Origin of the sequence: Nocardia barduliensis (assembly GCF_013315795.1) — a bacterium.
GTDB lineage: Bacteria > Actinomycetota > Actinomycetes > Mycobacteriales > Mycobacteriaceae > Nocardia > Nocardia barduliensis.
Genome location: NZ_JABLTE010000009.1, coordinates 18363 through 42280, shown reverse-complemented (window position 1 = coordinate 42280; position 23918 = coordinate 18363). Strand labels below are relative to the sequence as shown.

Here is a 23918-nt window from a genome sequence, read left to right as displayed (position 1 = left end):
GGCGGCGCCTCACAATCCGAGGATCGTGGAGGCGATGATGGTGCGCTGCACCTCGCTGGAGCCTCCGTAGATGGTTGTCTTGCGGTAGTTCAGGTAGGCGGGGCCGCTGCGCTGCGCCCAGCCGGGCGAGGCGATGTCGTCGGCTTCCACCGGGATGGCGTCCGGTCCCGCGATGTCCAGCAGCAGTTCGGTGGCCGCCTGCTGGAGTTCGGAACCGCGCAGCTTCAGCACCGAGGAAGCCGGATTCGGCTTGCCGTCGGAGGAGTTGGAGACCACCCGCAGCTGGGTGAGTTCCAGTGCGAGCAGCTCGTTCTCCAGCTCGGCGACCCGCGCCGCGAACACCGGGTCCTCCAGCAGCGTGCCGCTGCCCGACTTGGTCTGCGCCGCGTACTGCTTCGCGACGCCGATCTTGACCTTGGTGCGGCCGACGCCGGTGATGCCGGTGCGCTCGTTGCCGAGCAGGAACTTCGCGTAGGTCCAGCCCATGTTCTCCTCGCCGACCAACTGGTCGGCGGGGACCCGGACGTTCTCGAAGAAGACCTCGTTCACCTCGTACCCGCCGTCGATCAGCTTGATCGGGCGGATGGTGACGCCGGGCGACTTCACGTCGAACAGCAGGAACGAGATGCCCGCCTGCTTCTTGGGCGCGTTGGGGTCGGTGCGCACCAGGCAGAAGATCCAGTCGGCGTACTGGGCCAGCGTGGTCCAGATCTTCTGGCCGTTGACGATGTAGGAATCACCGTCGCGGACCGCGGTGGTGCGCAGCGAGGCCAGGTCGGAGCCCGCGTCCGGCTCGGAGAAGCCCTGGCACCACCAGATGTCCAGCGCCGCGGTCGGCGGCAGGAAACGCTCCTTGAGCTCCTGCGAGCCGAAGTGGGCGATCACCGGACCGACCATCTGCGCGTTGAACGTCAGCGGTTCCGGCACGGACGCCAGCTGCATCTCGTCCTGCCAGAGGTGGCGCTGCATCGGCGTCCAGTCCTTGCCGCCCCACTCCACGGGCCAGTTGGGCACCGCGAGGCCGTGGTCGTTCAGGATCTTGTGCGCGGTGACGATGTCGTCGCGGGACAGCTCGCGGCCGTTGCGGACGCGCTCGCGAATGTCGGCCGGGATCTCGGTCCGATAGATCTTGCGCAGTTCGTCGCGGAAGGCGACGTCGTCGGGGGACAAGGATAGTTTCATACGCATCTCCCTGCGTGTCTCGTACGTCCGAGTCAAACCTACCCCTCGGTAATCCTCCATTGTCGACTGGATCACAACCGGCGGCACGCCTGGGCGATCGGCGTCCCCGCTCCCCGGGACGGCAGCCGCCGCGAGCTGGTACGTTGCTGCACGTGGGTCGGGGACCCCGCAGGGTTCGTATCGAGGAGAACGAGTGAACGGCAGGACCATCGCACGCGCCGCCGCGGCGGCGACATCCCTCGCCATCGGCGCGGTTCTCACCTTCTCCGCACCCGCCACCGCCGAGCCCGCCCAGGCTCCGGTGGACGCCGGCCTGACCCATCTGACCGACCTCGCCGGCGCCGACGCGTCCGCACAGGAGGGCGTCGCCGCGCTCACGCGGTACGCCGGCCTGGTCGACGCTGCGAACCTGCGCGACGTCTCCAGCGTGTTCACCCCGTTCTCCTATGCCGCGCCCACCTTCGGCTGCGGCAGCAACGGGCCGGTCACCACGATCATCGCGGCCGCGACCACCGACGGCGGCGGTACCGGCCGTGACCTGAACGTCGCGCCCGGCGAGCTGCGCTTCAGCGCGACGCCCTCGCACTCCGGCGCGCCGCTGGCCTCCGGGCTCGTCGTCGCGTGGGTGAACGTCAACACCGGCGCCAGCGGCATCGACCCGCTCGACGACGTGACCGAGTACCGTCTGCCGTCGCTGTCCAAGACGGTCAAGAGCGGGCCCGGCACCGTGCTCGCGTCGATGTGGGGCATCATCGACTACCCGTTCGCCCACTGCGTGATGACGCCCACCGTGGGACTGTTCACCGTTCCGGACTACCCGGCTTCGGCCCCCGCGTTACCGCAACCGGCACCGGCGGCCCCCCAGCCCGCACCCGCTCCCTAGGCCGAACCGGCGGCGCGATGGACGAAGGTTCCGTCCGCCGCGCCGGTGATGCTCCCCGGCCGGAGACTTCCCGAACTGCGCTCAGAGGGCCAGTTCGCGGTGGATCGCTTCCGCGATTCGAGCAGGCGTCCCGTCGCTCGGCACGACCGTGAGATCAGGAGTTCGGGGGCGTTCGTACCGAGAACTGATGCCCGTGAAAGCTCGCAGCTCGCCACGACGCGCGGCACGGTAGAGGCCTTTGGGATCGCGCGTCTCGCAAACCGAAAGCGGAGTGTCGACGAACACTTCGTGAAAGGCGACTCCGAGGTCTTCATGAGCGAGCCGTGCACCGCGCCGACCGGCTTCGAACGGGCTGATGAGAGCCACGAGGACGACGAGTCCGGCATCGGCGAACAGGGCCGCCACCTCACCGGCGCGTCGTACGCTTTCGCGGCGATCCGCATCGCTGAATCCGAGGTCGGAGTTGAGACCGGTTCGCAAGCCGTCGCCGTCGAGTAGATATGCGGCACGGCCGGCAGTTGTCAGCCTGTCGTGCAACTGCGCGGCAATCGTCGTCTTACCTGCTCCGGACAAGCCGGTGAACCACACTGTCGCACCTCGGCGAGGTCGGACACGCACGGCGCTACGCGGTGGCATCGCGTACTCCGAACGCAACCGGGAATCCGGGCCGTACGTCATGGCGGTCCCACGCATCTCACCCGAGCATCACTCAACGACGATCTCCTTCCTGAAGGGGTTCCGACGCCGCCGTCTCGGCTATCGACGCCGGGAACAGTCGGGAGATGCTCTGCCGGTATACGACGCTCGCGACGACGAACCCCACTCCGAGCGCCAGCCAGCCGGGTATGCCGAAGCGAGCGACAATCGCGCTGAACAGCGGTGGGCCGACGATCTGCTGGACCGACATGCCCAGGGAAAATGTCGCGATGTGCTCGGATCGCCGCCCCTCCGGCGCCAGATCGTGCGAGATGACCCAAGCCGACGACGTTTGGTAGATCTCCCCTATGGTCAAGGTGCTGATCACCATGAACAACACCACCGCGCCGAGTATCGGGCCGTTCGCCTCGGCCATCAGTGCCATCAGCAGGCAGGAGACCCCTAGCGCGACACCGGCGCGGACCACCGCCGAGCGAGCGGAGCGCATGGAGTCGATCCCCCTGCCGAGCGGAACCTGCAAGAGCACCACCAGCAGCGCACCGATCATGACGATCATCGGAATGAACGCATCGTGCACATCGGAACGAGCGGTCGTCCACAAGGGCAGCGCCACGATCATCATCGTGGCGTGCAGCCCGAGCATGCCGTTGGCCAGGCCGAGCGCGACATATCGAACGTTTCGCACGGCGGGCAGCCCGCGAGCGCGTACTTCGACAGGCGTCTTCTCCAGTGAGCGCAGCCGGTAGACGAGAGCACCGCAGATCAGATAAGAGGCGGCATTGCCCAAGAGCATGATCAAGTAGCCGGCGGTTCCCGCAGCCGCGAGGCCGAGACCAGCGAGGGCCGATCCCACCATGACTCCGCCGTTCCGGGTGGCGCGCATCGTCGCCAGAACAGTCGAGCGCTCGATGCCCGTGATCACCATGCCCGCCACCGCTTGATTCACCGGCGGCACGGCGCGCATGATCACTGTCGCCACGGACACCGCCACGACGAAGCCTGCGACTCCGTTGATGAGCAGGTAGGCGCAGTACACGAAGGCCAGCGCGCAATAGAGCGCCGCCAGGGTGCGCACCGCTCCGAACCGGTCGGCCAACCCGGCCAATGGGACGCTCCCGAAGATTCCAGCTGTGGCCGCGATCCCGAGCCCGGCACCCACCACCGTGATCGGAATGTCCAGGTAGGTGGTGTAGAACAACACCGCCCCGGCTAGGAACAACCCCGTGCCGGTCGAATTCACCAGCGCGGCGAGCACGAGAAGGCGTGCGGAACCGTTGAGGGCGAGCAGTGTCTTCATTCCGCGAAACCCCCTGTCGTGCGGTCATTTTCGAAGTCATCGCGAAGAGGCCGGGGCAAGGGCGCCACGCTGGTCGGATCGGCGCGATCGAGGAAGAGGACGCCGTCGAGATGATCGACTTGGTGGGCGACCACCCGAGCCGCCCGGCCGAACAACTCCCAGTCGACGGGTTCTGCGGTGATCGTCGTCGCGCGATAGCGAATCCGTGACGGGCGAGCGACCGAGCCCGTCATTCGCGGCAGCCCGACGCAGGTCTCATAGTCCTCGACTGCTTCCGCGGCAAGCGGAGTGATCTCCGGGTCGCAGTGCACGACGACTCCGGAGTCCACGCCGGACAGACGCCGGACCTGGCACATGCCGGTGGTATCCAGCGCGATCATCCGGACCGAATGCCCGATGACCGGCGCGGCTACGCCCGACCGCCGGTACCGCCTGAGCACGGTGGTCAGCCCGGTTGTGATGGCGGCGAGGTCGATGGCATCTGGTTTCAGGTCACGTACGGATTTCGCCCGCAGGCGAGGACCGGGCGCGTCGAAACGTACGATTCGGACGTCCTGTGCCATCTGTCACCTCACTTCGGTGAGGTGCCGCGCCAGATTCTGCTGGTTGACGAACAGGTCGAAACGCAGCGATTTCCCGCCTGTGGTCAGCAGGTCTTCGAGTTCGACTCGACGCACCGTGACCTCGGACAGATTCATCGCGGTGATGATCCGATTCGTATCGAATTCGACAGTCGGCCCCTCCGGCACGATCAGAACTTCGACCGTCCCCGGTTCGCTCTGTCTGACCTGCCACCGACGTAGGGGAAGCGATTCGAGGTAGAGCTGCACGGGCTTGACGTTCATCGGCACTCCGTCGCGGTCGGCGATGAAGCCGCGTTGCCTGCCCTCCAAACCGCGCAATCGTTGGAGCGCCCGTCCACACGTACACGCTCGGCCGAGTAGCTCGGCCCGGTCTTCCGGTCGATACTTGACGAGCAACATGGTGGAGTTGATCAAATTGGTCAAGAGCAGGGCGCCGTCGGAGTCGAGACCGATATGCACTCGCTCCTCGTTGACGTGGTACGTCGCCGCTTCCGCTGGACACTCCCAAGCTACTTGCCCGAACTCCTGTAGCCCGAAGATGTCTCGGTGCGGCGCATCGAAGCACGCGGCGAGTGCCGTGCGCGTTTGCGCGTCCACGGTATCGCCGTGGGTCAGCAACAAGGTGGGATTCGGTATCGACAGCTCACCCGCGGTAATCATGCGAGCCAGCACGAGGACTTCCATCGGCTGCCCCCACACGACGTCCGGCTTGAAATCAGTGACGAGTTGCTCGACATACCGCGCGCTGGCAGCGGTGACCTTCGAGAGGTTGATCCGCAATCGTGTCCAGGTTGCGGCGTCGCCGCTGAAATGCACCAGGTCGTGCCGCGGGTCGCAGGTGACCCGCACAGTACGAAAACCGGGTGCGAGGCCATACGCGTGGAAAACCCGCATGGGCATGGCCACGCCGTTGATCAGATGCGACTCGCCATGTTCGATGACGACAGGCTCGCCGGTAGTGCCGGAGGTCCGAGCACGCAACACATCGACCGAATCGAGCAATCCGGTACGCAACTCGTGCGGTCGTCGGATCAAATCCGTCTTCCGCAGAACGGGAAGTCGATCGAGGGTGTCTCGCGGGTCTTCGTTCGCACCGATTCCGGCCATGGCGGTCCGCTGCTCTACCGTTCCGTGCTCGGCGACCAAGGCGAGAAGTTCTCGCAGGCGCCCCTCGGATACGGCCGTGAGCCGATCGAGATCCCACTCCGTGTGCCGGTACACCGTGTCGTACATCCGCCAACCCTCGGCGACCGCGGCATACGTGCGTAGTGTCTGATTGTGCCAATAGCGCGGACGACCCGCTAGCGCGTCGGTCACTGCCGCATCTGATCCCATGAGCGAACCTTCCGAAACAGGGTGGCGTTGGGGGCGCGACTGCGCCCCCAACGCCCTTCACACTCCTGAATCAAACGATCAGGCGGTGGCTTCCTCGGTCACGATGTCCATGCTTGTCACCTCCCCTCGTATCGAACGTCGGCAATCTGCAGCAGGCGAGCCTGCTGCAGCAGTGCCGAGTCGTAGTGCTCGTGCCGCTGAGCGAGCAGCACGAGATCTGCCGTTGCGATCGCGGACCGCACGTCTGGTTCGACGCGCAAGGCAACGTCGTCAACGACAAGTTCTGAAAGGAACGGGTCGTGAATCGAGACGACCGCTCCGGCCCTGGCCAGCTCACGCACGAGGCCAACCGCGGGAGTGTTCCGAACGTCGGCCACATTCGGTTTGTAGGTGAGGCCGAGGACGACGACACGCGCACCGGACAACTCCTTGCCGCGCCCCGCCAGCAATCGAGCGGTCCGCTCGATGACGTGTCGCGGACGGTCATCGTTGATCTCTTGCGCCCTCTCCACCAATGTCATCGGCGAGCCGACGTCACGTGCGGCGACGGCCAGATACATGGGGTCGACCGGGATGCAGTGACCGCCGACCCCGGCTCCCGGATAAAAGGCATGGAAACCGAACGGCTTGGTAGCCGCCGCCGTGATTGCGGCGCCCGCGTCTATTCCAGCGGCGGCACAGTAGGCCGCGAACTCATGGACCAAGGCGAGATTGACCTGCCGGTAGGTGTTCTCGAGTATCTTCGCCGCTTCCGCTTCCTGGAGACCGGGCGCCACATGGATGGCGGTTACGACCCGTCCATAGAGGTCGGCCGCCTTTCGGGCACACTCGGCCGTCAAACCTCCGATCACTCTCGGGGTATTCGCCGTGGTAAAGCTCCGGTTTCCAGGGTCGATTCGCTCAGGTGCGAAGGCGAGGTGGAAATCTCGTCCCGCCAGCATCCCGCCGCTCTCCAACAGCGGGCGTACCACACCATCGGTGGCGCCTGGGTAGACCGTGGATTCGACCACGATCAGTTGCCCCGGCCGCAGATTCTCGGCGACCGTCGTAGCCGCCGAGATCAGCGGAACCAGATCCGGCCCGCGGTCCGGTCCGAGCGGCGTCGGTACGCAGATCAGCACCGCGTCACAGGAACGCAGGTCCGTGACATCCGATGCCACGGCGAACAAATCGGCGGTACGAGAAATTCGGTCGTCCGCAACGGTATCCACGGGGCTGCGGCCGGAACGGAGCAGCGAGCACACCGCCGGATCCGTATCCACGCCGCACACCGGATGACCTGCTTCCGCGAAGGCCAGCGCTTGCGGCAAACCCACGTAGCCGAGCCCGATTATTCCGATCTTGGCAGATATGGATATCGCTGATGCGGGCTCTGGTCCCGGTGGAGTGCGGCACGCGGCTGCGAGAATACGCGTGTTCATCGACTCGCCACCACAGTTTCGATATCCGGACAGTCCGGTACGTGCTTACGCTCCAGCGCGAATCCTCGCGAGATCGTGGCGCTCGTCGAACGCGAACTCCTCTTCCGCCGCTCCATTCGGCCGGCGGCGTGCACAATGCTCAGCATGCGATTGAATCCGCGCACGGCGGGTGAACCACCGAGTCCGCCCGCGCGCACCAACTGAATCGCCGCGGGAATCGTGAGCTGCTGCTGGTGATCGCGGCCGCTGGACCACGAATCCAGAATTGCGCGTCGCACCCCTTTGCCGTTTCGATGCGCGATCACCAGCGCAGGCTCGAACTGCACGGGATTGCCGTCGGCGGCGAGCGCTTCGGCAACACTGTTGTCTCCCCCGACGCCGCTGCGCGTGAATCCACCCACGGCTCGGAACGCGGAGGTCAGAATCGCGCTGTTGCCACCCGCGAAGAAGCTGATGGGATCTCCCTCGGACAACGAGCGATACCGGTCGTCATAGCGTGCTTGCCGGGCGGAGGAGACCAACCCCTTGTCGAACCGCAGCACTCGCCCACTGATCGCTGGTCGCTGCTCGGTGACCGACCCGGCCACCGAGAGCCAGTCTCCGCGGGGAACGGCATCGTCGTCCAGAAATGCCAGGACATCACCGGAAGCGGCGCACACAGCTCGTGCCCTGCTGCTGCCCGCCCCCATCCGTACACGGTTGTACAACACGCTCGTGGGCAGGTCGCTCGCATAGACAGGAGACAAGGCGTCGGATCGCGACGATGCGTCGTCGACGATGACGAGTTCGTGGAGCGTCGTGCCCGGCGTCGCATCGAGGCGCTGCACGCACTCCGCCAAGCCGGCCAGACAGCGGCGCAGATCATCTGGCCGATTCCGGGTCGGAATAATCACTGAGATACGTACCACTGCCGTTTCCATTCTCGAACCAGGGCCGGCCAGGACTCGGAGTCGTGCGCCGGCAGATAGGTCCGACGAATCCGATGCGGCGCGAGATCCCATGGCTTGGGCTCGACTTTTACCGTGCTGAAACCGAGGACCTCGGGACCGAGCACCGCACCTGCCGGTACCAGGCCGTATGGATATGCGAACAGCGATGTCGGCTCGCCGGTGCGCTCGGCGACCGCCGACAACGAACCGTGGATCTCCTGCCGGACGCTGCGTGCGTCCAAGTCGGTGAGCTTCGGATGAGTACGGGTATGGGCAGCCAACAGGTGCCTCGCGGCCCGCATCTCCATCGCCTGTCGCCAGCTCATGAATTCGCTGTGGGGCGATTCACCCGTCGTTTCCAGTTCGTCGGTGACACAGAAAAGAGCGATGCGTACGTCGAACTCGGCGAGGATCGGTGCGGCGATTTCCCAGTTGTCCCGATATCCGTCATCGAAGGTGATCAGTACCGACGGTCGCGCGGGCGGGACGAATCCGGCCCGTACTGTTGCGGGGTCGAGCGCCGGACCGAATTCCGAGAGAATAAGATCCAACCCGCGACGAAATGCATCGGGAGTCAGAGCGGTGTAATGCGTCATATCGGCACGCACGTGGTGGAAGTACAACACCAGCGGCCATTCCGAAGCCGAACCGATTCGCGGATCGGCATACTGCACCGTCATTACCGCGCCCAACCCAATTCGTCGAGGACCGCTGTGGGGACCGGAACACCGGCGGAGTACGCGAGTTCGGTGTGCCGGTGCTCGGCCTGATCCGGGAACCACGGCTCGGTGGGTGGCGAGCCGTAACCGTCGAGCACGGCCTGCCGGAGCAACTGCACCAGTGCGGGGACGGTCGGCTCACCGCCGGCGGCGAAGCGCTCGACCGCGAAGCCTACGAACAGCTGAGAGCACCGCATGACGGCACCGGGCTGTTTGCGCTGCTTGCTTACTTGCGGACTGACCAGACCACCGGCGAGTGCTCCAGCGAGAATCTCGACGACCAGGGTGATGCATAGGCCCTTGTATCCGCCGAAAAGCGGGATCGAGCCCCCGGCGTCCAACTGCGCCGGGTCCCGGGTGGGCCGGCCCGCCGGGTCTTGTAGCCACCCTGCGTTCGCAGGCACACCACGATTGAGCGCATCACGGATCTTGCCCGCGGCTACGACTCCGGTGGCGAGATCGATGCAGAACGGTTCGCCACCGACCGGTCCCGGGGTGACCAGACACAACGCGTTGCTGCCGAGAGTGGGGCGTTGCGCTCCGGGGGCCGCGACCGCCGGCCCGGAGATATTCAGCAGCAGGCCGACGACCTGGCGCTCCTGGAACGGATCTCGGTACGCCGCCAGCATTCCGACGTGGTTGTTGTTGTGGACAGCGACGGCCGACAGGCCCTGCTCAGCGGCGCGGTCGGCGCACAGACCGGCCGCCAACTCCGCCGCGACCTGCCCTGGGCCACCGCGAGCATCGATCGAGATCACCACCGGCGTGGTGTCAGTGACGGCAGGCTCCGCAGCCGCCGAGATACCCCCGGCCGCGATCCGTCGCAGGTACGTCGGCAGCAGGCTGACGCCATGTGACGCATGTCCGCGAATATCGGCGTCGACCAAAATGCGCGCCACGGATTGCGCCCGCCGAGCGGGAAGGCCGGCTCGTATCAATTCGTTCTCGACCCGGGAGCGCAATTCACCGGCCTCGACCATAGTTATCGCGAAAGGGTCCGGCGCGGTCGCAGGAACGAACTCGCCGCCGTGTAGACGGAAAACCCGCAGGCCGGTTCTGGCCACCGGAGGCGCTCCGGTCAACAGGACGACCACGCGATCTGATAATTCCCTCGACCCATACGACTCGATATCGGGCTCGGGATCGTCACCCACGTCGAGAACGATGACGTCGGCGTCGCTCCGCACGAATCCGTATCGAGGCAAAGTTCGACCGCTGAGCAATTCAGCGAGAGTATGCCGCTCTGCGGAATTCAATCCACAGAGCATCGCCACCTGGGGCTGTTCTATCACGAGCGTTGCGCCGCGCAGCACCAGTTGCTCATTACCCCCACTTCCGTGAATATGAACCACATCACGTAATTCGAGCACCAGCAGACTCCCCTTCTGCCAAATGAAGATCCCCAGTCGAATCGGTATCGCATTCGAATATGCTCGTTACCGATTCACGCGACTTTCAAAGGCCTATACGACCCGAGCATCGCTACAAACAAATCATGCACCAATAGTGAGGTTCTGTCAACTACCCGAGTCGAATTCATTCTCCGGCGCCGTATCATGCCTTGGAGACATGAATTCCAGCCGGTTGCCCACACAGTCGAATGCATAGAATCGGCGAAATCCCGGAAATTCCCCGTCCCAGGAGAGCTCGACACCCGCTTCGGTCAATCGCTGGGCCAGCGCGTCGATGCGTCCGACGAGAATGCCGGGATGAGCCTTGCGCGCAGGGCGGAAATCCTGTTCGACACCGAGGTGGATCTCGAGTCCGTCGCCACGAACCCACAAGCCACCCCGAGCCGCGAGCACAGGAGGTTTCTGCACCTCTCGCAATCCGAGCACCTCGACGTAGAACTGTCGACACTCCGGCTCGCTACCTGACGGTATGGCCAGCTGGACGTGGTGTAGGCCGAGGTGGAAATCGGTCGATGCCGCCGCGGAATCGTACGGGAGAACTGACATTGGCACAGCCTTTCGTCTCACAGTCCAGCTTGCCCGAGTAACAGGGTCCACGTGTCGCGCACCGGCGCGGGAAGCGTGGCTTCTATCGGTGCCGGCGACTCTACGAGCAACTCGCGGTACGGAGCCAGATCGACGTCGAGCCGCGAACCAAGTCGCGCAAGCTCAGGTCCCGCGCAGAGCCGGCCGTATTCGACGACCGTGCACAGTCGCTGGTCCGCCGTGCGTGGATGGGCCAGCCATGGCTCATGCCATGCCACCCACTTTGCCAAGGCGGCATCCCGGTCCGGTGGCCGCCACGGGCGATCCCCGGTCCATCGCAGCGTCGACCGAGCCACCGCTTCCGGATGCCGAATCAGGAGTACCCAATGCGCGTCGGGCAGGCTTTCGGCGAGCGCGTCGAGTTCGAGCAGATATTCGTTGTACTTCTCGCCGAACCGCGTGGCGCCAGCATACGCCCCGCCGAGCACGTCGCGGCGCAGTTGCACCGCATCGGTGACCTCTCCGTCGCTTACCGCGACGGCAGCAGCGCGCAGAACGGTTTCCGTTGTTGCCAGCCATCTTTCGCTGTTCGTTCCGAACGGCGGCTTGCGACGCAGCGCCCAGATCATCTCATCGACCCGAAGATGGCGCGCCTCCAGATCCGCCGCGGTCACCCACCGGTGCAAGACGTATGGCAGCTTGCCGTTGACGGTGAAGATGCCACCGGCCTTGTCGAAAGCGAGATCGAGCACCGATGCAAGTGCCGTAGTACCGGATCGCTGGGCACCCATCACGATTACCGGAGGTGAAGGGCTCATGACGGAGGCTCCACTCTCGACGTCTGATCCAGCATCGTCCGGAGGATACCGAGGCATTCGACGCTCGCCGCCTGCCCGTCCCGCGAAAAGGCATCTCCCCAGGGAGAGTCACGCTCTAGCGCGGACAGCACGCGGCCGATACGCCAATGGGTCTCCAAACTCAGATACCCCGCATAGCCGTCCTCCGCGAGCCGCCGCAAGATCGCAGGCCACGGCAGGTCGCCCGATCCGATCCGTACATAGCCGTTCATGCCGTCCGGATCCTTGACGTGGACATGGCGAATCAGTGTTCCGCCAGCGGCATAGTCCTCCGGGAACGGGGCTGGATCCCACCCACTGAACACCGTGTTGCCAGGATCCCACAGGATTCCGAGGCCCGGGAAACTCAACTCCTCGAGGAACGCGAGGACATGGCGCATGGTCGGCGTGTTCGTGCGAGTGCCCGTCTCGACGACAAGCGGTATCTCGGAGCGCACCTCGGACAGGACACGCGCAGCGGCGCGCGCGGCCCTTACAGGATCGGGCTCGCCCTCTCTCCAAAAGGTGAATATCCGTACATGTGGCGCGCCGAGCACAGCAGCTTGCTCCATGAACCCGGCCAGCTCATCGGCGACCAGCGCGCATTCCTCGTCAGTGATCGGTAACGGGCATTTGAACGCGGGCGGGGCATACCCCGCCACCTCGAGCTCCTTGGCATCGAGTGCGTTCCTGATTCGTTGCAGCTCGGGCCTCGTCAGCATGCCCGGCGCACGGTCGGCGACGGACCGGACCTCGACTCCTCTCGCTCCTGCGCCTGCCGCCACATCGGCGACCACCTCGATGTCCTGGGCGATTTCATCACCGATCACGGCAAGCTTCATCGAAACACCTCTGCACGCAGTTGCTGAACGAGGGCCATGTCCCGACGAGGCGTACCCGCGCGTGACTCCACCGTTATCGCGCGGACCGGCGCACCATGAGCCAGTATCTGCCGGACCTGATCCAAGTCGGACGACTGCAGGGGGCGATGCCGCCACCCGTTTTCGGGTGACTCGAAACCCTTCACCTGCACGGCACGGACGTGCGGGGCCAATTCCCGCAGCCGGATCCGGCTTGCGCCGCCGATTCGCGCGAGTCCGAGAAGGTCGAGTACCACACCGATTCCGGTGCGTTCGGCCAACTCGAGCAACCGCGCGGCATCGGGCCCGCCGTGGTGCGTCTCGACCAGCAGTTCGATCCCCTGCTCGGCCGCCTCGACGCACTGCGCGTCGATGAGGGCCGGATCCGGTTCTTCCACACAGAACACCTTGATCGGCACCGCGACCGCCGGATGGATCGAATCGAATCGGACTCCCCGCTCGCCGAGCCGTAGTCCGAGTCCCAGAAAGTAGACGGACAGCCCTGCGCCGAGTACCGCGGCGATACCTTCATCGATGCCGTGGCGTTCCCACCCGTGCCCCTTGCCCGCTCTGAGATCGACGCCGGTCCCGCCCGCAGCCCCAGTCAGCGCCGCGAGTTCGGCTGCCGAACTGTTGGGCATGGTGCCGGAACTCAGCCCCGTACCCACCCGTTCGGAGTCATGTCGCCCTATGGTGCTGAAACCGGCCGCTACCATGCGCGGTCAACGCCTGCCGGAATCGCGGCGACACCCGACAATCGAACCAGCGCATCGGTGATGGTACGGCTACGCGACAATGCGATCACCCCGAGATTGCTACCGGTTCGGACAGCTACCGCCAAGCGACGATAGACCTCGGCGCGCAATTCCATCGCCGGACGCGCTGTGCGGGTGAACGCCTCGCCAGAGATTTCACCGGCGCAAGCGCCATCCCGAATCTCCAGACGGTCGTGCGGACCGAGAATCGTCAGATGCTCGCACCGATGTTTCGAGCGGCTGGTGACAGTGAGATTCAAGGCGGCCCCGGAGACGAATCGGATGTGTCCGATCAATTCACTGTCGACCCCTGGTGCCGCCTCGACCCGGGACAACACTTCGGCATCGGCTATCGGCCCCAGAACTTGGCAAGCCAGATCCAGGTAGTGGACACCGAGGTGAGCTGTGACGCCCCCCATCGCCACGGCCGCACGCGAGCGCCATCCGTGCCCGTAGTACGTATCGGCGCGTGGTCGCGAAACGACAAGACTGCCCGTCGCACCCGCGAAACGTTCGGCCGGTGCGGATGGATCCATCGCAGTCAGCTGGTCTGGCAAACACAAACGATGCTGGAACATGACGCCTGCGAACCGCCCGGCGGCTCGCGCCGTGGAGGTGAGATCGTCCAGTTCGACAACGTCTTGCGCCGGCGGCTTCTCGAGCAGGACGTGCTTACCGGATCGCAATGCGGCAGCCACCAATTCGGCCCTACCGCCGGGCGGCAGACAGAACGCCACGATGTCTGTCGCGTCGTCCTGGAGAATTTCGGCGAAGTCTCGAATAGGAATCGAAGCTCGGCGTGCCACCTCGGTGTCCGGCTCGACACCCGCGACGACTTGATACCCGGGGCAATTCCCGAGGGCGGCGATATGCCCCTGCCCCGCATTGCCCAATCCGACCACCGCGACGCCGACGCGACGGGTCGCCAGTGCCCCCCCGTTATTCAACCAGCCCTCCCTCTGACAAAGCTCTACTCCGGCGGAACCTCGACCCCATCGAACGAGCGCATCATTCGAAATCGGTTGTTGCTCAGCCTTCCCCGCCGCAAGACTATGGCAACCCCTTCGATTTCGCAAGCATCCTTTCGGCCGCAGGCAGCGAGCCGGAACGCAAAGCGAGGGCGGTCAATCGAAGGCGGCGAAGAACGCGCGGATGTCGGCGACGTGCGCGTCCGGGCATTCCATCGCGACGAAGTGGTTGCCGGTATTGCCCTGCGGCCAGTGCACGATGGTGTTGTCCCGTTCGGCGAGCCGCCGCATCAGCGCGGAGCCCCCGCCATAGGTGCCGGTCGGCACCGCTTTCTGCCCCTTCGGCCAGACGAATCCCTCGTCGCCGAGGCCGTTGTACATCGGCCAGGACGACGAGGCCACGGTGTCCGTGAACCAGTAGAGGCTGATATTGGTCAGCAGATGATCGCGGCTGATCACGTCTTCGACCCGGTCGGCGAGCGGGGCGAACTCGGTGAACTTCTGCATCAGCCAGGCGAGCAGACCCACCGGCGAATCGGTCCACGCGTGGGCGAAGGTCTGCGGGGCGTGACGCAGCAAGACGTGGTGGTCCACGCCGCCGGTCATCCACTGCTGCATGAGGTCCCACTCGGCGCGTTCCTCGGGCGTCATGGTCGGCACGTCCGCCTCCGTCGGTATCCCGATCCCGCCGTCGAGATGCACGCCGATCACCCGGTCCGGCGCGGCGATGGCGAGTTCGGGCGCGACGTAGGCCCCGAGGTCGCCGCCCTGCGCGCCGAAACGCCGGTAGCCGAGCCGATCCATCAGCGTCAGCCACATCCCGGCCACCTTGCCCGGCGTCATGCCGAATTCGCGCGGCCCTTCGGAGAACGCGAACCCGGGGACCGAGGGCACCACGACGTGGAACGCCTGCGCCGGATCGAGTCCGTGGGCACGCGGATCGGCCAGCGGACCGATGGTCTCGGTGAATTCGACGAAGGAGTTCGGCCAGCCGTGGGTGAGCAGCAGCGGCGTCGCGTCCGGCTCCGGCGAGCGAACGTGCAGGAAGTGCACGTCGAGACCATCGATGCGGGTCAGGAATTGCGGGAACTCGTTGAGCGCCGCTTCCTGTGCCCGCCAGTCGAATCCGCCGCGCCAGTACTCGGCCAGTTCGCGCAGGTAGTCGACCGGCACGCCGCGATCCCAGCCGGAGCCGGGCAGCTGCGCGGACCAGCGGGTGCGGGCGAGCCGTTCGTGCAGGTCGTCCACGTCGGCCTGGGGGATCTCGATGCGGAACGGGCGGATGTCGGTCATTCGGTCGGCTCCTTGCAGGTCGGTGCTGCGGTACGCGGACGACGTTAGGGTGCATCTAGGACTGGACAGGTCCTAGATTTCCGGCATCCTCGGATTCGTGAACGACACTCCCGCCCGACTGCTCCGGCTGCTGTCGCTGCTCCAGACGCCGCGCGAATGGCCGGGCAGCGAACTGGCCGAACGTCTCGGGGTCACCGGCCGCACGGTGCGCCGCGACATCGACCGACTGCGCGAACTCGGCTACCCGGTCACCGCGACGCTCGGCGCGACGGGCGGATATCGCCTGATCGCGGGCGCGGCGATGCCACCGTTACTGGTGGAGGACGACGAGGCCGTCGCCATCGCGGTCGGATTGCGGGCCGCCGCCGGGTCCGCGGTGGCCGGGATGGAGGAGGCGTCGGTCCGGGCGCTGGCCAAGTTGGAGCAGGTGCTGCCCGCGAGGTTGCGGCGCAGGGTGCGCGTGCTCGCTGCCGCGTTGACCCCGCCCACCGGCGAGGGGCCCGCCGTCGACCCGGAAGTGCTCGCGACACTGGCGGCCACCGTGACGAACCGGGAGCGGGTGCGATTCGCCTACCGCGACGAGGCGGGCGCCGAATCGAGGCGCAATACCGAGCCGGTGGGCCTGGTGTCCGCCCGGAGGCGCTGGTATCTGGTCGGTTACGACCTCGACCGCGCGGACTGGCGCGTGTACCGCGTCGACCGGATCGACCGCGCGCAGCCCACCGCCGCGCGCTTCACCCCGCGCCCGCTACCCGCCGCCGACGCGGCCGCCTACGTCGCGGGCCGCCGCACCGACTGGGGCACACCGGCCTTCCGGCTGCACCTGACCATCCATGCTTCCGCCGACCGAGTCGCCGGACGGCTGGGAGACGACCCGGGCGAGGTCGTCGCGATCGATGAGCACACCTGCCGGATCGATGCCCTGCGCGACGACGCACCGGAGTGGCTGGCCCACCGGCTGCTCGGGCTGGGCGTGGACTTCCGAATCCACGAGCCGCCGGAACTGATCGCCCACCTGCGCGCCATCGCCGAACGCGCCGAACGCGCGATCGACCCGAACCGAAGCGGCGACCGACCGCCCCGAGCCGACGCCTAGACCGCGGGTGCGGCTCGGCGATCGCATTGTTGCGATCCGCTCATTTCAGCCGGAAACGCGGTCCTGCTCTCCCCTCCGATCGCATATGTCCGGATCTGTGGACAACACGTCCTCGACGGAAGGCACCCCGCGCGCGAAGACTGGTATTCGCGACTTCCGCAAACTCCGTAATACGCGCCCTCGCTGCCGGTGCCGCGCATTCACGCAAACTCGAAAACAGAAAGGCACTCGCATGACCGACGACGGAGTCACCTTCATCAACGTCTTCGAGATATCCGCTGACCGGATAGCCGAATTCGTCGCGAACTGGCACGAACGAGCGCGGATCATGCGCACGGCTCCTGGCTTCCGCGATGTCCGCCTGCATCGGGCGCGGCTGCCGGACACCCGATTCCAGCTCGTCAACGTCGCGCACTGGGACAGCGCCGAGGCTTGCGAGGCCGCCGGAGCGCGACCGGCGATCGTGGCCTCCGTGGACGACGCGCGGAAGACGGCCGACGCAAACCCGGCCCTCTACGAAGTCGTAGCCGAATACACCTGACCGCCCGTCCGCTCCGCGCATCCGGGCTCAGCGGGAAAGGTGGACTCGCAGGAGTGCGCCGGACTCGGTGGTGGCGATCAGCTGATCCCGGTGGGCCGGGGTGGCGGCCACCGCGGTGAGCGGCTGCGTCTCCAGGACGGCGCATACGGCGGCGGTGGCGGGATCGACGCGGATCAACTGGCCGGTCAGGGTGGTGACGTAGAGGATGCCGGTCGGGTCGGCCAAGAGGTCGTCGGCGAAATCCGGGAGGCCGGGCAGTCGCGCGGACAGGTCGGTGACCGTGCCGCGATCCCCGGGCGCGGTGAGCGGGATGCGGACGACCCGGCCGAGCGGGCCGCCGTTGGCGGTCACGTACAGCACGCCGTCGTGCACGGCCGCGCCGTTGGCGGCCAAGCCGGTCAGCGGTGCTCCCCACGCGGCATCGACGGACGCGTCCGGACGGACCTTGACCACGCCGGACACGGTCGCGACGTACAGGTTGCCGCTCGGGTCGAACGCCGCGCCGTTGGGCATAGTGAGACCGGAGACGAAGACTTCCGGTTCCGGCACGGCTGCCGCCGGATCGAATCGGATCACGCCGCCGGGGCGCACCACACTGACCGGCGCGTCACCGTAGACGACGTAGAGCAGCCCGTCGGGACCGAGCCGGACCGCGCCGGGAAACTCCACCGCGACGGTCGCGGTCAGCGTGCCCGCGGCGTCGTAGCGCTGGACTTCGTTGCGGTAGAGCCGCGAGACCCACAGGTTGCCCTGCGCGTCGAACCCCAGGTTCTCCGCCCAGTCGAGCACCGGCACCGGCGCTGCGACGGCCGTGACCGCCGCCGCGCTGTCGCAGGCGGCGACAGCCGGCGCGGCGCCCGCGCCCGGCGCGAGTACTCCGGTGCAGGCCAGCGCCGCGGCGGACAGGAGAAAGGCGCCTGGACGGCGGGGAGTTCGCAACGCGGACACCTCGGGCTCGGGTAGGAGTGAGTCGCCGCGCATTTTAGCCGTCCCCGACCCGAAATCGTGCGGTCCCATTCGCGACACGATTTTTGGCACTATCGGTGCATGCCATTTTTCGACGGCGCGCGCGGCCGGATGCACTATCGGCAGTGGCCGATCGAAGACCCGCTGTACACCGTGGTCCTGCTGCCCGGGATCGGCCAGCACAGCGGTCACTACCACCGCTTCGCGCGCGCCGTGCAGCCCGCCGGAGCGCAGGTGCTGGCGCTGGACACGTTCGGGCACGGCTTGAGCGAGGGTGATCCGCGTCAGCCGGGCAGTCTGACCGAACTGGTGGCCGACGCGCTGCGGCTGGTCGAGCTGGCCGGTACCGACCGGCCGCTGATCCTGATGGGCCACTCGCTCGGCGCGGCCACCGCGCTCGGCATGTTCGGCGCGGCGGTGCCGGACCCGGCCATGCGGGAGTCGGATTCGACAATCGTGGAACGGGGATACCCGCTGCGACCCGCACTGCCCGCGAGCAGGCTCGCGGGCCTGGTGCTGTCGGGCGTGCCGAAGCGCGCGCTGGGCGGCGGAGCGCCGGATGCGCCGGGAACGCCTCTGCCGCGCGAACTTCCGGTGCTGGCGGTGCACGGCGTGGACGATCGGCGCGCGCCGATCGATGCGATCAGGGTCTGGACTAGTCGCCACGAATCGGTAGATTTACGGGAGTACATCGACGCTGGGCACGACCTGTTGCACGAGCCGGTGCACGCGCGGGTCACTGCCGACATCGCGGATTGGATGCAGGGTGTCGTCGTGGGGTTGGCACGACATCCGTGAACCGCTCTTCGGACGAGGAAGGGGGACGGCGCAGATGCCATCGCAGGAGAACGGGTTCGGCGGAGAGCCGCCCGCGGAGGTCACCGCACCCGGTGTCGACATCGCCGCGCTGAACCGAGCGGTCGACGACGGCTCGCTGTGGATCGACGGCCTGCTGGTCGCCGACGGCGCGCACGAACGGTGCGCGCGCCAGTACGAGTTGCTCGCCGATCGGGTGGAGGAGCAGATCCGCATTCTGAACGCCGCCACCGCCCTGCCCGGTTTCGGCGGATTCGCCTCCGGCGACGCGCTGCGAACGGGTTTCGAGGGCAAGGCCGACGGCGCGATCGCTCGGTTGAGCGAATACGCCGCAGCCGCACGGGAACTCGCCCAGACCTTCCGCGCCGCGGCCGCCACCTACCAGCAGGCCGACCAGGCGCTCGCGCTGGCGGTCGAACGGATCGACGTGACGGGAGCCGCGCATGCGTGAGATGCCCCGTGCCGGTGAGCGGGCCAGGCACCGCCGCACCGACCCCGCTTACGCACCGCAGGTCGAAGTGTTCGACAACCTCACCCACACCGAGATCCACGCCAAAGTCCAGTTGCTGAATCCGGCGGTGCTCGCGGGCGGCAGGCAGGCCTGGGGTGACGCCGCGGCGCAGCTGGCCGACGCCGTCTTCCAGGCGCACACCGAGATTCGCGCGGCCATCTCCGACGGCTGGCGCGGCTCCGCCGCCACCAGCGCGGACGCGGTGGTACGCGTGTTCGAGCAGCGCGGCCAGGACCTCGCCGACGTGTTCGCTGTGGTCGCGCAGCGCCTCGGGCAGGCGAGCGACGCGGCGGAAGCGTTGCGCGCGGCGGTGCCCGAGCCTTCGGCCGACGCCACCGATCTGGGGTCGGCGCTGCTGGATCCGTCCCGGGCGACCGGCAATGTGGAAGGACAGAAGGCGAGCGAGCACGCCCGCCAAGACGTCGTGCGCGCGATGAACGACATCTACGCGGGCGTTTTCGTCCGCACCGGCACCGACGTGCCCGTCTTCCCGGACGAGACCGACGATCCGGTGGCGCCCGCGCCCACCGCCGCACCGACGAGCAAGATCACCGGGAGCGTCTCGGGTACCCCCGACGTGCCCCCCGTCGCACTCGCCACGCCCCTCCAGGAGCCGAGCCGGACGACGGAGCAGAACGTCGGCGCGACGCCCGCCGATCCGACACCCGCGGCGGACACACCGTCGACGTCCACAGCCGCTGTCACGCCCGCCGCCGTGGTGGCGGAGGAGACACCGGCGACGCCCGCGTCCCGGGTCGCGCCCGCCGCCGCGGCGCCGCCGTCGACGGTGGCGGCCGCGTCCGTCCTCGGCGCCGTGCCCGCCGTACCCACCGAGGGCGCGCCCGGACCCGGGACCGCACCCGCCTCGGCGACGAGCGCGCCGACCACCGTGCCGGGCGTGGGCGGCCAGGTCCCGCCCGAGGAGCAGCGCAAGCGCGACGAGCGGCGCAAGAAGGACGACAGCGGCGACGCGGCGGTGACCGGTCTCGGCGCGGGCGCGGTGGGTGGTCTGATGGGCGGCGCGCTGGCCGCCGCCGACAGCCCGCGCTCGGGTTCGAGCGTGGCCGCGAACGCGGCGGTCGCGCGCGCGGTACCGGTCGACGACGAGGACGACGAGTTCGACCTCGACGACCTGCCCACCTTCCTCGAGCCCTCCGACGACGGCGGCGAACTCATCGGGGCGCTCGACCCCACCACGCCGCCTGTCCTCGGTGAATGGACCGAGTACGAGTGAATTGGACGCTGACCCCGGACCAGTTCGCGCTGGCTTGGTCGCGCACCGACGGCGATCGCATTCCCTATCCCCTCGCCGTGCGCCTGTCGGCACGCGACACCGGGGAGCGGGCCGCGCAGCTTCCCGCGCTCGACCGCTGGTGCGATCAGGTGCTGGACGCGGACCTGGAAGCGGCGCTGCGCGTTCTGTCCGACCCGGACCTGCGCATCGAGGTCTTCGGTCAGCGGGACGCGGCGCCCGACCCGGCGCCACGCGGGGACGGTGGTCGGCGGCCGCCGGGGGCGGCAATCGAGCAGGGCCCTGAGCCGACCGCGCGCCCGGTGCGTGTCCTCGGCGCGGCGGCCGGGAACATCGCGGTGGTCGCGGCGCAACGCCCCGGCGCGACGCCCGATCGCGGCGGTGACGTGCGGCTGTTCGCCGGCAGCTCGAAAACGCTGTGCGCGCGGGTGATCTCGATGCTTCCGGAGAACACCCCCGGCACCCTTGCGCGCATGACCGCTCCCCTGGCTCAGGTCGGCGAGGACAGCCGCACCCTGGTCACCGTTCCGGTCACGGGCCCGTCCACCCCAGCCCGGATCCGGCGACTGCTCAGGCAGCCGCGCGAAGGCATCGGCCAGATGGTCGTCTCCGCCCGCCGGGGCGCCGGCGACCTGCAACCGTTCGGCGTGCTGTGCTGGATCGACGTCGTCGCCGACGGCCGGTACACCGTCCGCACCGGCGACGACGTCGACGTCGTCGCGGTGGACGCGGAACGCTTCGCCGCCCACCTGCGCCCGCTCGTCACGGCGGCCGCGCGCACGTCGACGGCCTACGCCGAGCGCTGAACATCTCGGGGCATCGACTCTGCGCCGATTGTCGGCACCGACTCCACCGTGGCAGCCGACCATCGTCGCGGGACTCGATGCCAGCCATCGGTACCGACCCCCGCCCCGCGAGACCATCGGTTGCGGAACTCCACGCGAACCGGTCGGCACGCGAACTCACGGCGACAGCGCCGACGACCGCCCAGCCGAACCGTTTACGGTGTACGAGTGCCACTCTACGAATTCGAAGGCAAACGGCCGCAGGTCGATCCGACGGCGTTCGTCGCGGCGACGGCCACCCTGATCGGTGACGTCCGGGTCGAGGCGGGCGCCTCGATCTGGTACGGCGCGGTGCTGCGCGCGGACCTGGCGCCGATCGTCATCCGGGAACGCGCCAACATCCAGGACAACGCGGTGCTGCACGTGCCGCCGGACGTGCCGATGGAGATCGGTGCCGGGGCGACCATCGCGCACAGCGTGGTGTTCCACGGCGCCGCGGTCGGGGCGGAGGCCATCGTCGGGAACGGCACCACGGTGCTGGACCTGGCCAAGATCGGGGCGGGCAGCATGATCGCCGCCCACTCGCTGGTGCCGCCGGGTGCCGAGATCCCCGACGGCGTGCTCGCCGCCGGATCTCCCGCCGAGGTGAAACGCCCGATCGAGGGCACCCAGGCGCAGATGTGGGTGCGGCTCAACCCGGGGTTCTACGCGGAACTGGCGCAGCGCCACCGCAAAGGCATCGCCGAGATCTGACCGCGGTCAGCACAGCAGGGCGGTGACCTCGTTGTCGGCGAGCTGGTGGAAATCACGGTAGGCGCCGCCGACACCCCCGAGTGAGCGCGGCACCCACGGACAGACCACCTCGTCGGCCTCGTCGGTGACCCGGCGCATCGCCTCCGTGGAGGAGACCGGGACCGCCGCCACGACGCGCGCGGGCTGGTGCAGGCGCGCGACCCGGCAGGCGGCCACGACGGTGGCGCCGGTCGCCATGCCGTCGTCGACGATCACCACCGTGCGTCCGGTCAGCGGGATCGGCCGCGCCGAACCGCGCAGTACCTGCCTGCGCCGCTCCAGCTCGGCCCGCTCCCGCGCCTCGATCGAGTCGACCTTCTTCGGCGCCAGCCCGGTGTGCGCGAGCACGTCCGGATTCAGCACCCGCACCCCGTCCTCGCCGACCGCGCCCAGCGCGAGTTCCGGCTGCCAGGGCACGCCCAGCTTGCGGACCAGCAGGATGTCGAGGTCGCCACCGATCACCTCGCGCACCGCAGCGGCCACCGGCACTCCACCGCGCGGCAGGCCGAGCACCAGCGGGTTCGACGCGCGTAGGTGCTCCAGATGCGCACCCAGCGCGTGACCGGCCGAGGTCCGATCGGCGTACACCATCGATTCCGAACGCTACTCCGGTCCACGCTCGGTGATCGCGAATCGACGCAACGCGAGGCTCGGGTTGGCCGTGCGCACCTTGCTCAGGTACGCCAGGTCGATTCCGGCGGTCAACACGCCCGGCTCGGCGCCGAGTTCGGCGAGCACCGAGCCCGCCGGGTCCACGATCATCGACGCGCCCGCGCCGCGCGGTGCGGCCTGATCGGCGGCGGCGACGTACACCGTGTTCTCGATGGCGCGGGCCCGAAGCAGCGTCGTCCACTGGTCGACCTTGGCGGGGCCGGGAATCCACTGGGCGGGCAGCAACAGCACCTGCGCGCCCGCCGCGGCTACCCGCCGGACGCCCTCCGGGAAGCGCAGATCGAAACAGGTCTGCATGCCGAATGTCACACCCGCGACGGTGAAGGTGGGCGGCGCCTCGATCGCGCCCGGCTCGACCACATCGGATTCGAGGTGGCCGAAGGCGTCGTAGAGATGCACCTTCCGGTAGCGGGTGACCAGGGAACCGTCGGGGCCGAGCACGACGAGCGTGTTGCGGATGCGGTCCCCGCCGGGAGCGACCTGCTCCACGGTTCCGGCGACCAGGAACACGTCGAACTCGCGCGCTATGCTTCCGAGCCCGGTGACGAATGGGCCGGTCAGCGGCTCGGCGACAGCCACGACCCGCTCATCGAGGCGGGTGACGGCGTACATCGAGTATTCCGGCGCGACGACCACGCGCGCACCGCGCTGCCGGGCCGTGCGGACGTGCTCGCGCACCGCCGCGAGGTTGGCCGACGGGTCGGTCGATGGGGCGAACTGGACGACCGCCACGTCCAGCTGATCCGTCGTCGCGTCCCGATGCGCCGGCGAGTTGTCCAGTTGCATACGTCTCACCGTATTGGGGCGGTGGCCGGGACGGCCAGCACGAGG

26 protein-coding genes are annotated in these 23918 nt (G+C 67.7%); 8 read left to right on the top strand and 18 right to left on the bottom strand.

The window, feature by feature from the left end; translation table 11 throughout:
• Positions 1-9: 9 nt before the first annotated feature.
• The gene (locus HOV91_RS06385; RefSeq protein ID WP_174184518.1) at positions 10-1182 is read right to left on the bottom strand and encodes an acyl-CoA dehydrogenase family protein; all 1173 of its coding nucleotides are present in this window, start codon (positions 1180-1182) and stop codon (positions 10-12) included.
• Positions 1183-1375: 193 nt separating this feature from the next.
• On the opposite strand from HOV91_RS06385, the gene HOV91_RS06380 reads away from it, so the two are divergent.
• Positions 1376-2065 carry a hypothetical protein gene (locus HOV91_RS06380; RefSeq protein WP_174184517.1) on the top strand — a complete coding sequence of 230 codons (690 nt, stop codon included), beginning with the start codon at positions 1376-1378 and terminating at the stop codon, positions 2063-2065.
• A gap of 81 nt (positions 2066-2146) precedes the next feature.
• Here the strand turns inward: HOV91_RS06380 and cysC are convergent, their stop codons facing one another.
• The 14 genes from cysC to HOV91_RS06310 all read right to left on the bottom strand — a co-directional run bounded on the left by cysC (position 2147) and on the right by HOV91_RS06310 (position 15656).
• Positions 2147-2701, bottom strand: a complete 555-nt coding sequence (gene cysC, locus HOV91_RS06375) for an adenylyl-sulfate kinase (protein ID WP_438822635.1) — start codon at positions 2699-2701, stop codon at positions 2147-2149.
• Between the two features lie 73 nt (positions 2702-2774).
• Positions 2775-4019 carry an MFS transporter gene (locus HOV91_RS06370; protein ID WP_174184515.1) on the bottom strand — a complete coding sequence of 415 codons (1245 nt, stop codon included), beginning with the start codon at positions 4017-4019 and terminating at the stop codon, positions 2775-2777.
• Positions 4016-4582, bottom strand: coding sequence for a peptide deformylase (locus tag HOV91_RS06365; RefSeq protein ID WP_174184514.1), 567 nt, complete (start codon positions 4580-4582; stop codon positions 4016-4018). Before HOV91_RS06365 ends, HOV91_RS06370 begins: the two co-directional genes overlap by 4 nt.
• A gap of 3 nt (positions 4583-4585) precedes the next feature.
• Entirely contained in the window at positions 4586-5920 is a 1335-nt protein-coding gene (locus tag HOV91_RS06360; protein WP_174184513.1) for a phenylacetate--CoA ligase family protein, read from the bottom strand.
• A 134-nt stretch (positions 5921-6054) separates the two neighbouring features.
• Positions 6055-7359 (bottom strand): nucleotide sugar dehydrogenase, encoded by a 1305-nt coding sequence (locus HOV91_RS06355; protein WP_174184512.1) that lies wholly within the window; start codon positions 7357-7359, stop codon positions 6055-6057.
• Complete coding sequence (locus HOV91_RS06350; protein ID WP_174184511.1) at positions 7356-8279, bottom strand: glycosyltransferase family 2 protein; 924 nt, start codon at positions 8277-8279, stop codon at positions 7356-7358. Before HOV91_RS06350 ends, HOV91_RS06355 begins: the two co-directional genes overlap by 4 nt.
• Positions 8249-8968, bottom strand: a complete 720-nt coding sequence (locus tag HOV91_RS06345; RefSeq protein ID WP_174184510.1) for a polysaccharide deacetylase family protein — start codon at positions 8966-8968, stop codon at positions 8249-8251. Before HOV91_RS06345 ends, HOV91_RS06350 begins: the two co-directional genes overlap by 31 nt.
• The gene (locus tag HOV91_RS06340; RefSeq protein WP_174184509.1) at positions 8968-10194 is read right to left on the bottom strand and encodes an Ldh family oxidoreductase; all 1227 of its coding nucleotides are present in this window, start codon (positions 10192-10194) and stop codon (positions 8968-8970) included. The genes HOV91_RS06345 and HOV91_RS06340 overlap by 1 nt, the downstream gene beginning before the upstream one ends.
• A gap of 330 nt (positions 10195-10524) precedes the next feature.
• Positions 10525-10965, bottom strand: a complete 441-nt coding sequence (locus HOV91_RS06335; protein ID WP_174184508.1) for a VOC family protein — start codon at positions 10963-10965, stop codon at positions 10525-10527.
• Between the two features lie 17 nt (positions 10966-10982).
• Positions 10983-11735 (bottom strand): sulfotransferase, encoded by a 753-nt coding sequence (locus HOV91_RS06330; RefSeq protein WP_174184507.1) that lies wholly within the window; start codon positions 11733-11735, stop codon positions 10983-10985.
• Between the two features lie 23 nt (positions 11736-11758).
• Positions 11759-12622, bottom strand: a complete 864-nt coding sequence (locus HOV91_RS06325; RefSeq protein ID WP_174184506.1) for a sugar phosphate isomerase/epimerase family protein — start codon at positions 12620-12622, stop codon at positions 11759-11761.
• The gene (locus HOV91_RS06320) at positions 12619-13281 is read right to left on the bottom strand and encodes an apurinic/apyrimidinic endonuclease family protein (RefSeq protein ID WP_174184505.1); all 663 of its coding nucleotides are present in this window, start codon (positions 13279-13281) and stop codon (positions 12619-12621) included. The genes HOV91_RS06325 and HOV91_RS06320 overlap by 4 nt, the downstream gene beginning before the upstream one ends.
• A gap of 68 nt (positions 13282-13349) precedes the next feature.
• Complete coding sequence (locus HOV91_RS06315; RefSeq protein WP_174184504.1) at positions 13350-14297, bottom strand: Gfo/Idh/MocA family protein; 948 nt, start codon at positions 14295-14297, stop codon at positions 13350-13352.
• 222 nt (positions 14298-14519) lie between these two features.
• The gene (locus HOV91_RS06310) at positions 14520-15656 is read right to left on the bottom strand and encodes an epoxide hydrolase family protein (RefSeq protein ID WP_174184503.1); all 1137 of its coding nucleotides are present in this window, start codon (positions 15654-15656) and stop codon (positions 14520-14522) included.
• Positions 15657-15753: 97 nt separating this feature from the next.
• On the opposite strand from HOV91_RS06310, the gene HOV91_RS06305 reads away from it, so the two are divergent.
• Both HOV91_RS06305 and HOV91_RS06300 read left to right on the top strand, forming a co-directional pair.
• Positions 15754-16752 (top strand): helix-turn-helix transcriptional regulator, encoded by a 999-nt coding sequence (locus HOV91_RS06305; protein WP_174184502.1) that lies wholly within the window; start codon positions 15754-15756, stop codon positions 16750-16752.
• Positions 16753-16984: 232 nt separating this feature from the next.
• Positions 16985-17293 carry an antibiotic biosynthesis monooxygenase family protein gene (locus HOV91_RS06300; RefSeq protein ID WP_174184501.1) on the top strand — a complete coding sequence of 103 codons (309 nt, stop codon included), beginning with the start codon at positions 16985-16987 and terminating at the stop codon, positions 17291-17293.
• A 27-nt stretch (positions 17294-17320) separates the two neighbouring features.
• Here the strand turns inward: HOV91_RS06300 and HOV91_RS06295 are convergent, their stop codons facing one another.
• Complete coding sequence (locus HOV91_RS06295; RefSeq protein ID WP_174184500.1) at positions 17321-18232, bottom strand: SMP-30/gluconolactonase/LRE family protein; 912 nt, start codon at positions 18230-18232, stop codon at positions 17321-17323.
• 108 nt (positions 18233-18340) lie between these two features.
• Between HOV91_RS06295 and HOV91_RS06290 the strand changes: the two genes are divergently transcribed.
• From HOV91_RS06290 to HOV91_RS06270, 5 genes are all read left to right on the top strand, one after another.
• Positions 18341-19057, top strand: coding sequence for an alpha/beta hydrolase (locus tag HOV91_RS06290; protein WP_174184499.1), 717 nt, complete (start codon positions 18341-18343; stop codon positions 19055-19057).
• A 34-nt stretch (positions 19058-19091) separates the two neighbouring features.
• The gene (locus HOV91_RS06285; protein WP_246349880.1) at positions 19092-19526 is read left to right on the top strand and encodes a hypothetical protein; all 435 of its coding nucleotides are present in this window, start codon (positions 19092-19094) and stop codon (positions 19524-19526) included.
• A complete protein-coding gene (locus HOV91_RS06280; protein ID WP_174184498.1) occupies positions 19519-20820 on the top strand; it encodes a WXG100 family type VII secretion target in 1302 nt (433 codons plus the stop codon). Before HOV91_RS06285 ends, HOV91_RS06280 begins: the two co-directional genes overlap by 8 nt.
• A complete protein-coding gene (locus tag HOV91_RS06275) occupies positions 20802-21644 on the top strand; it encodes an ESX secretion-associated protein EspG (RefSeq protein ID WP_217439714.1) in 843 nt (280 codons plus the stop codon). The genes HOV91_RS06280 and HOV91_RS06275 overlap by 19 nt, the downstream gene beginning before the upstream one ends.
• A gap of 207 nt (positions 21645-21851) precedes the next feature.
• Complete coding sequence (locus HOV91_RS06270) at positions 21852-22376, top strand: gamma carbonic anhydrase family protein (RefSeq protein ID WP_174184497.1); 525 nt, start codon at positions 21852-21854, stop codon at positions 22374-22376.
• 6 nt (positions 22377-22382) lie between these two features.
• Here the strand turns inward: HOV91_RS06270 and HOV91_RS06265 are convergent, their stop codons facing one another.
• Both HOV91_RS06265 and HOV91_RS06260 read right to left on the bottom strand, forming a co-directional pair.
• Positions 22383-23006, bottom strand: coding sequence for a phosphoribosyltransferase (locus tag HOV91_RS06265; protein WP_174184496.1), 624 nt, complete (start codon positions 23004-23006; stop codon positions 22383-22385).
• A 12-nt stretch (positions 23007-23018) separates the two neighbouring features.
• Positions 23019-23873, bottom strand: a complete 855-nt coding sequence (locus HOV91_RS06260) for a carbon-nitrogen hydrolase family protein (RefSeq protein WP_174184495.1) — start codon at positions 23871-23873, stop codon at positions 23019-23021.
• Positions 23874-23918 lie beyond the last annotated feature (45 nt).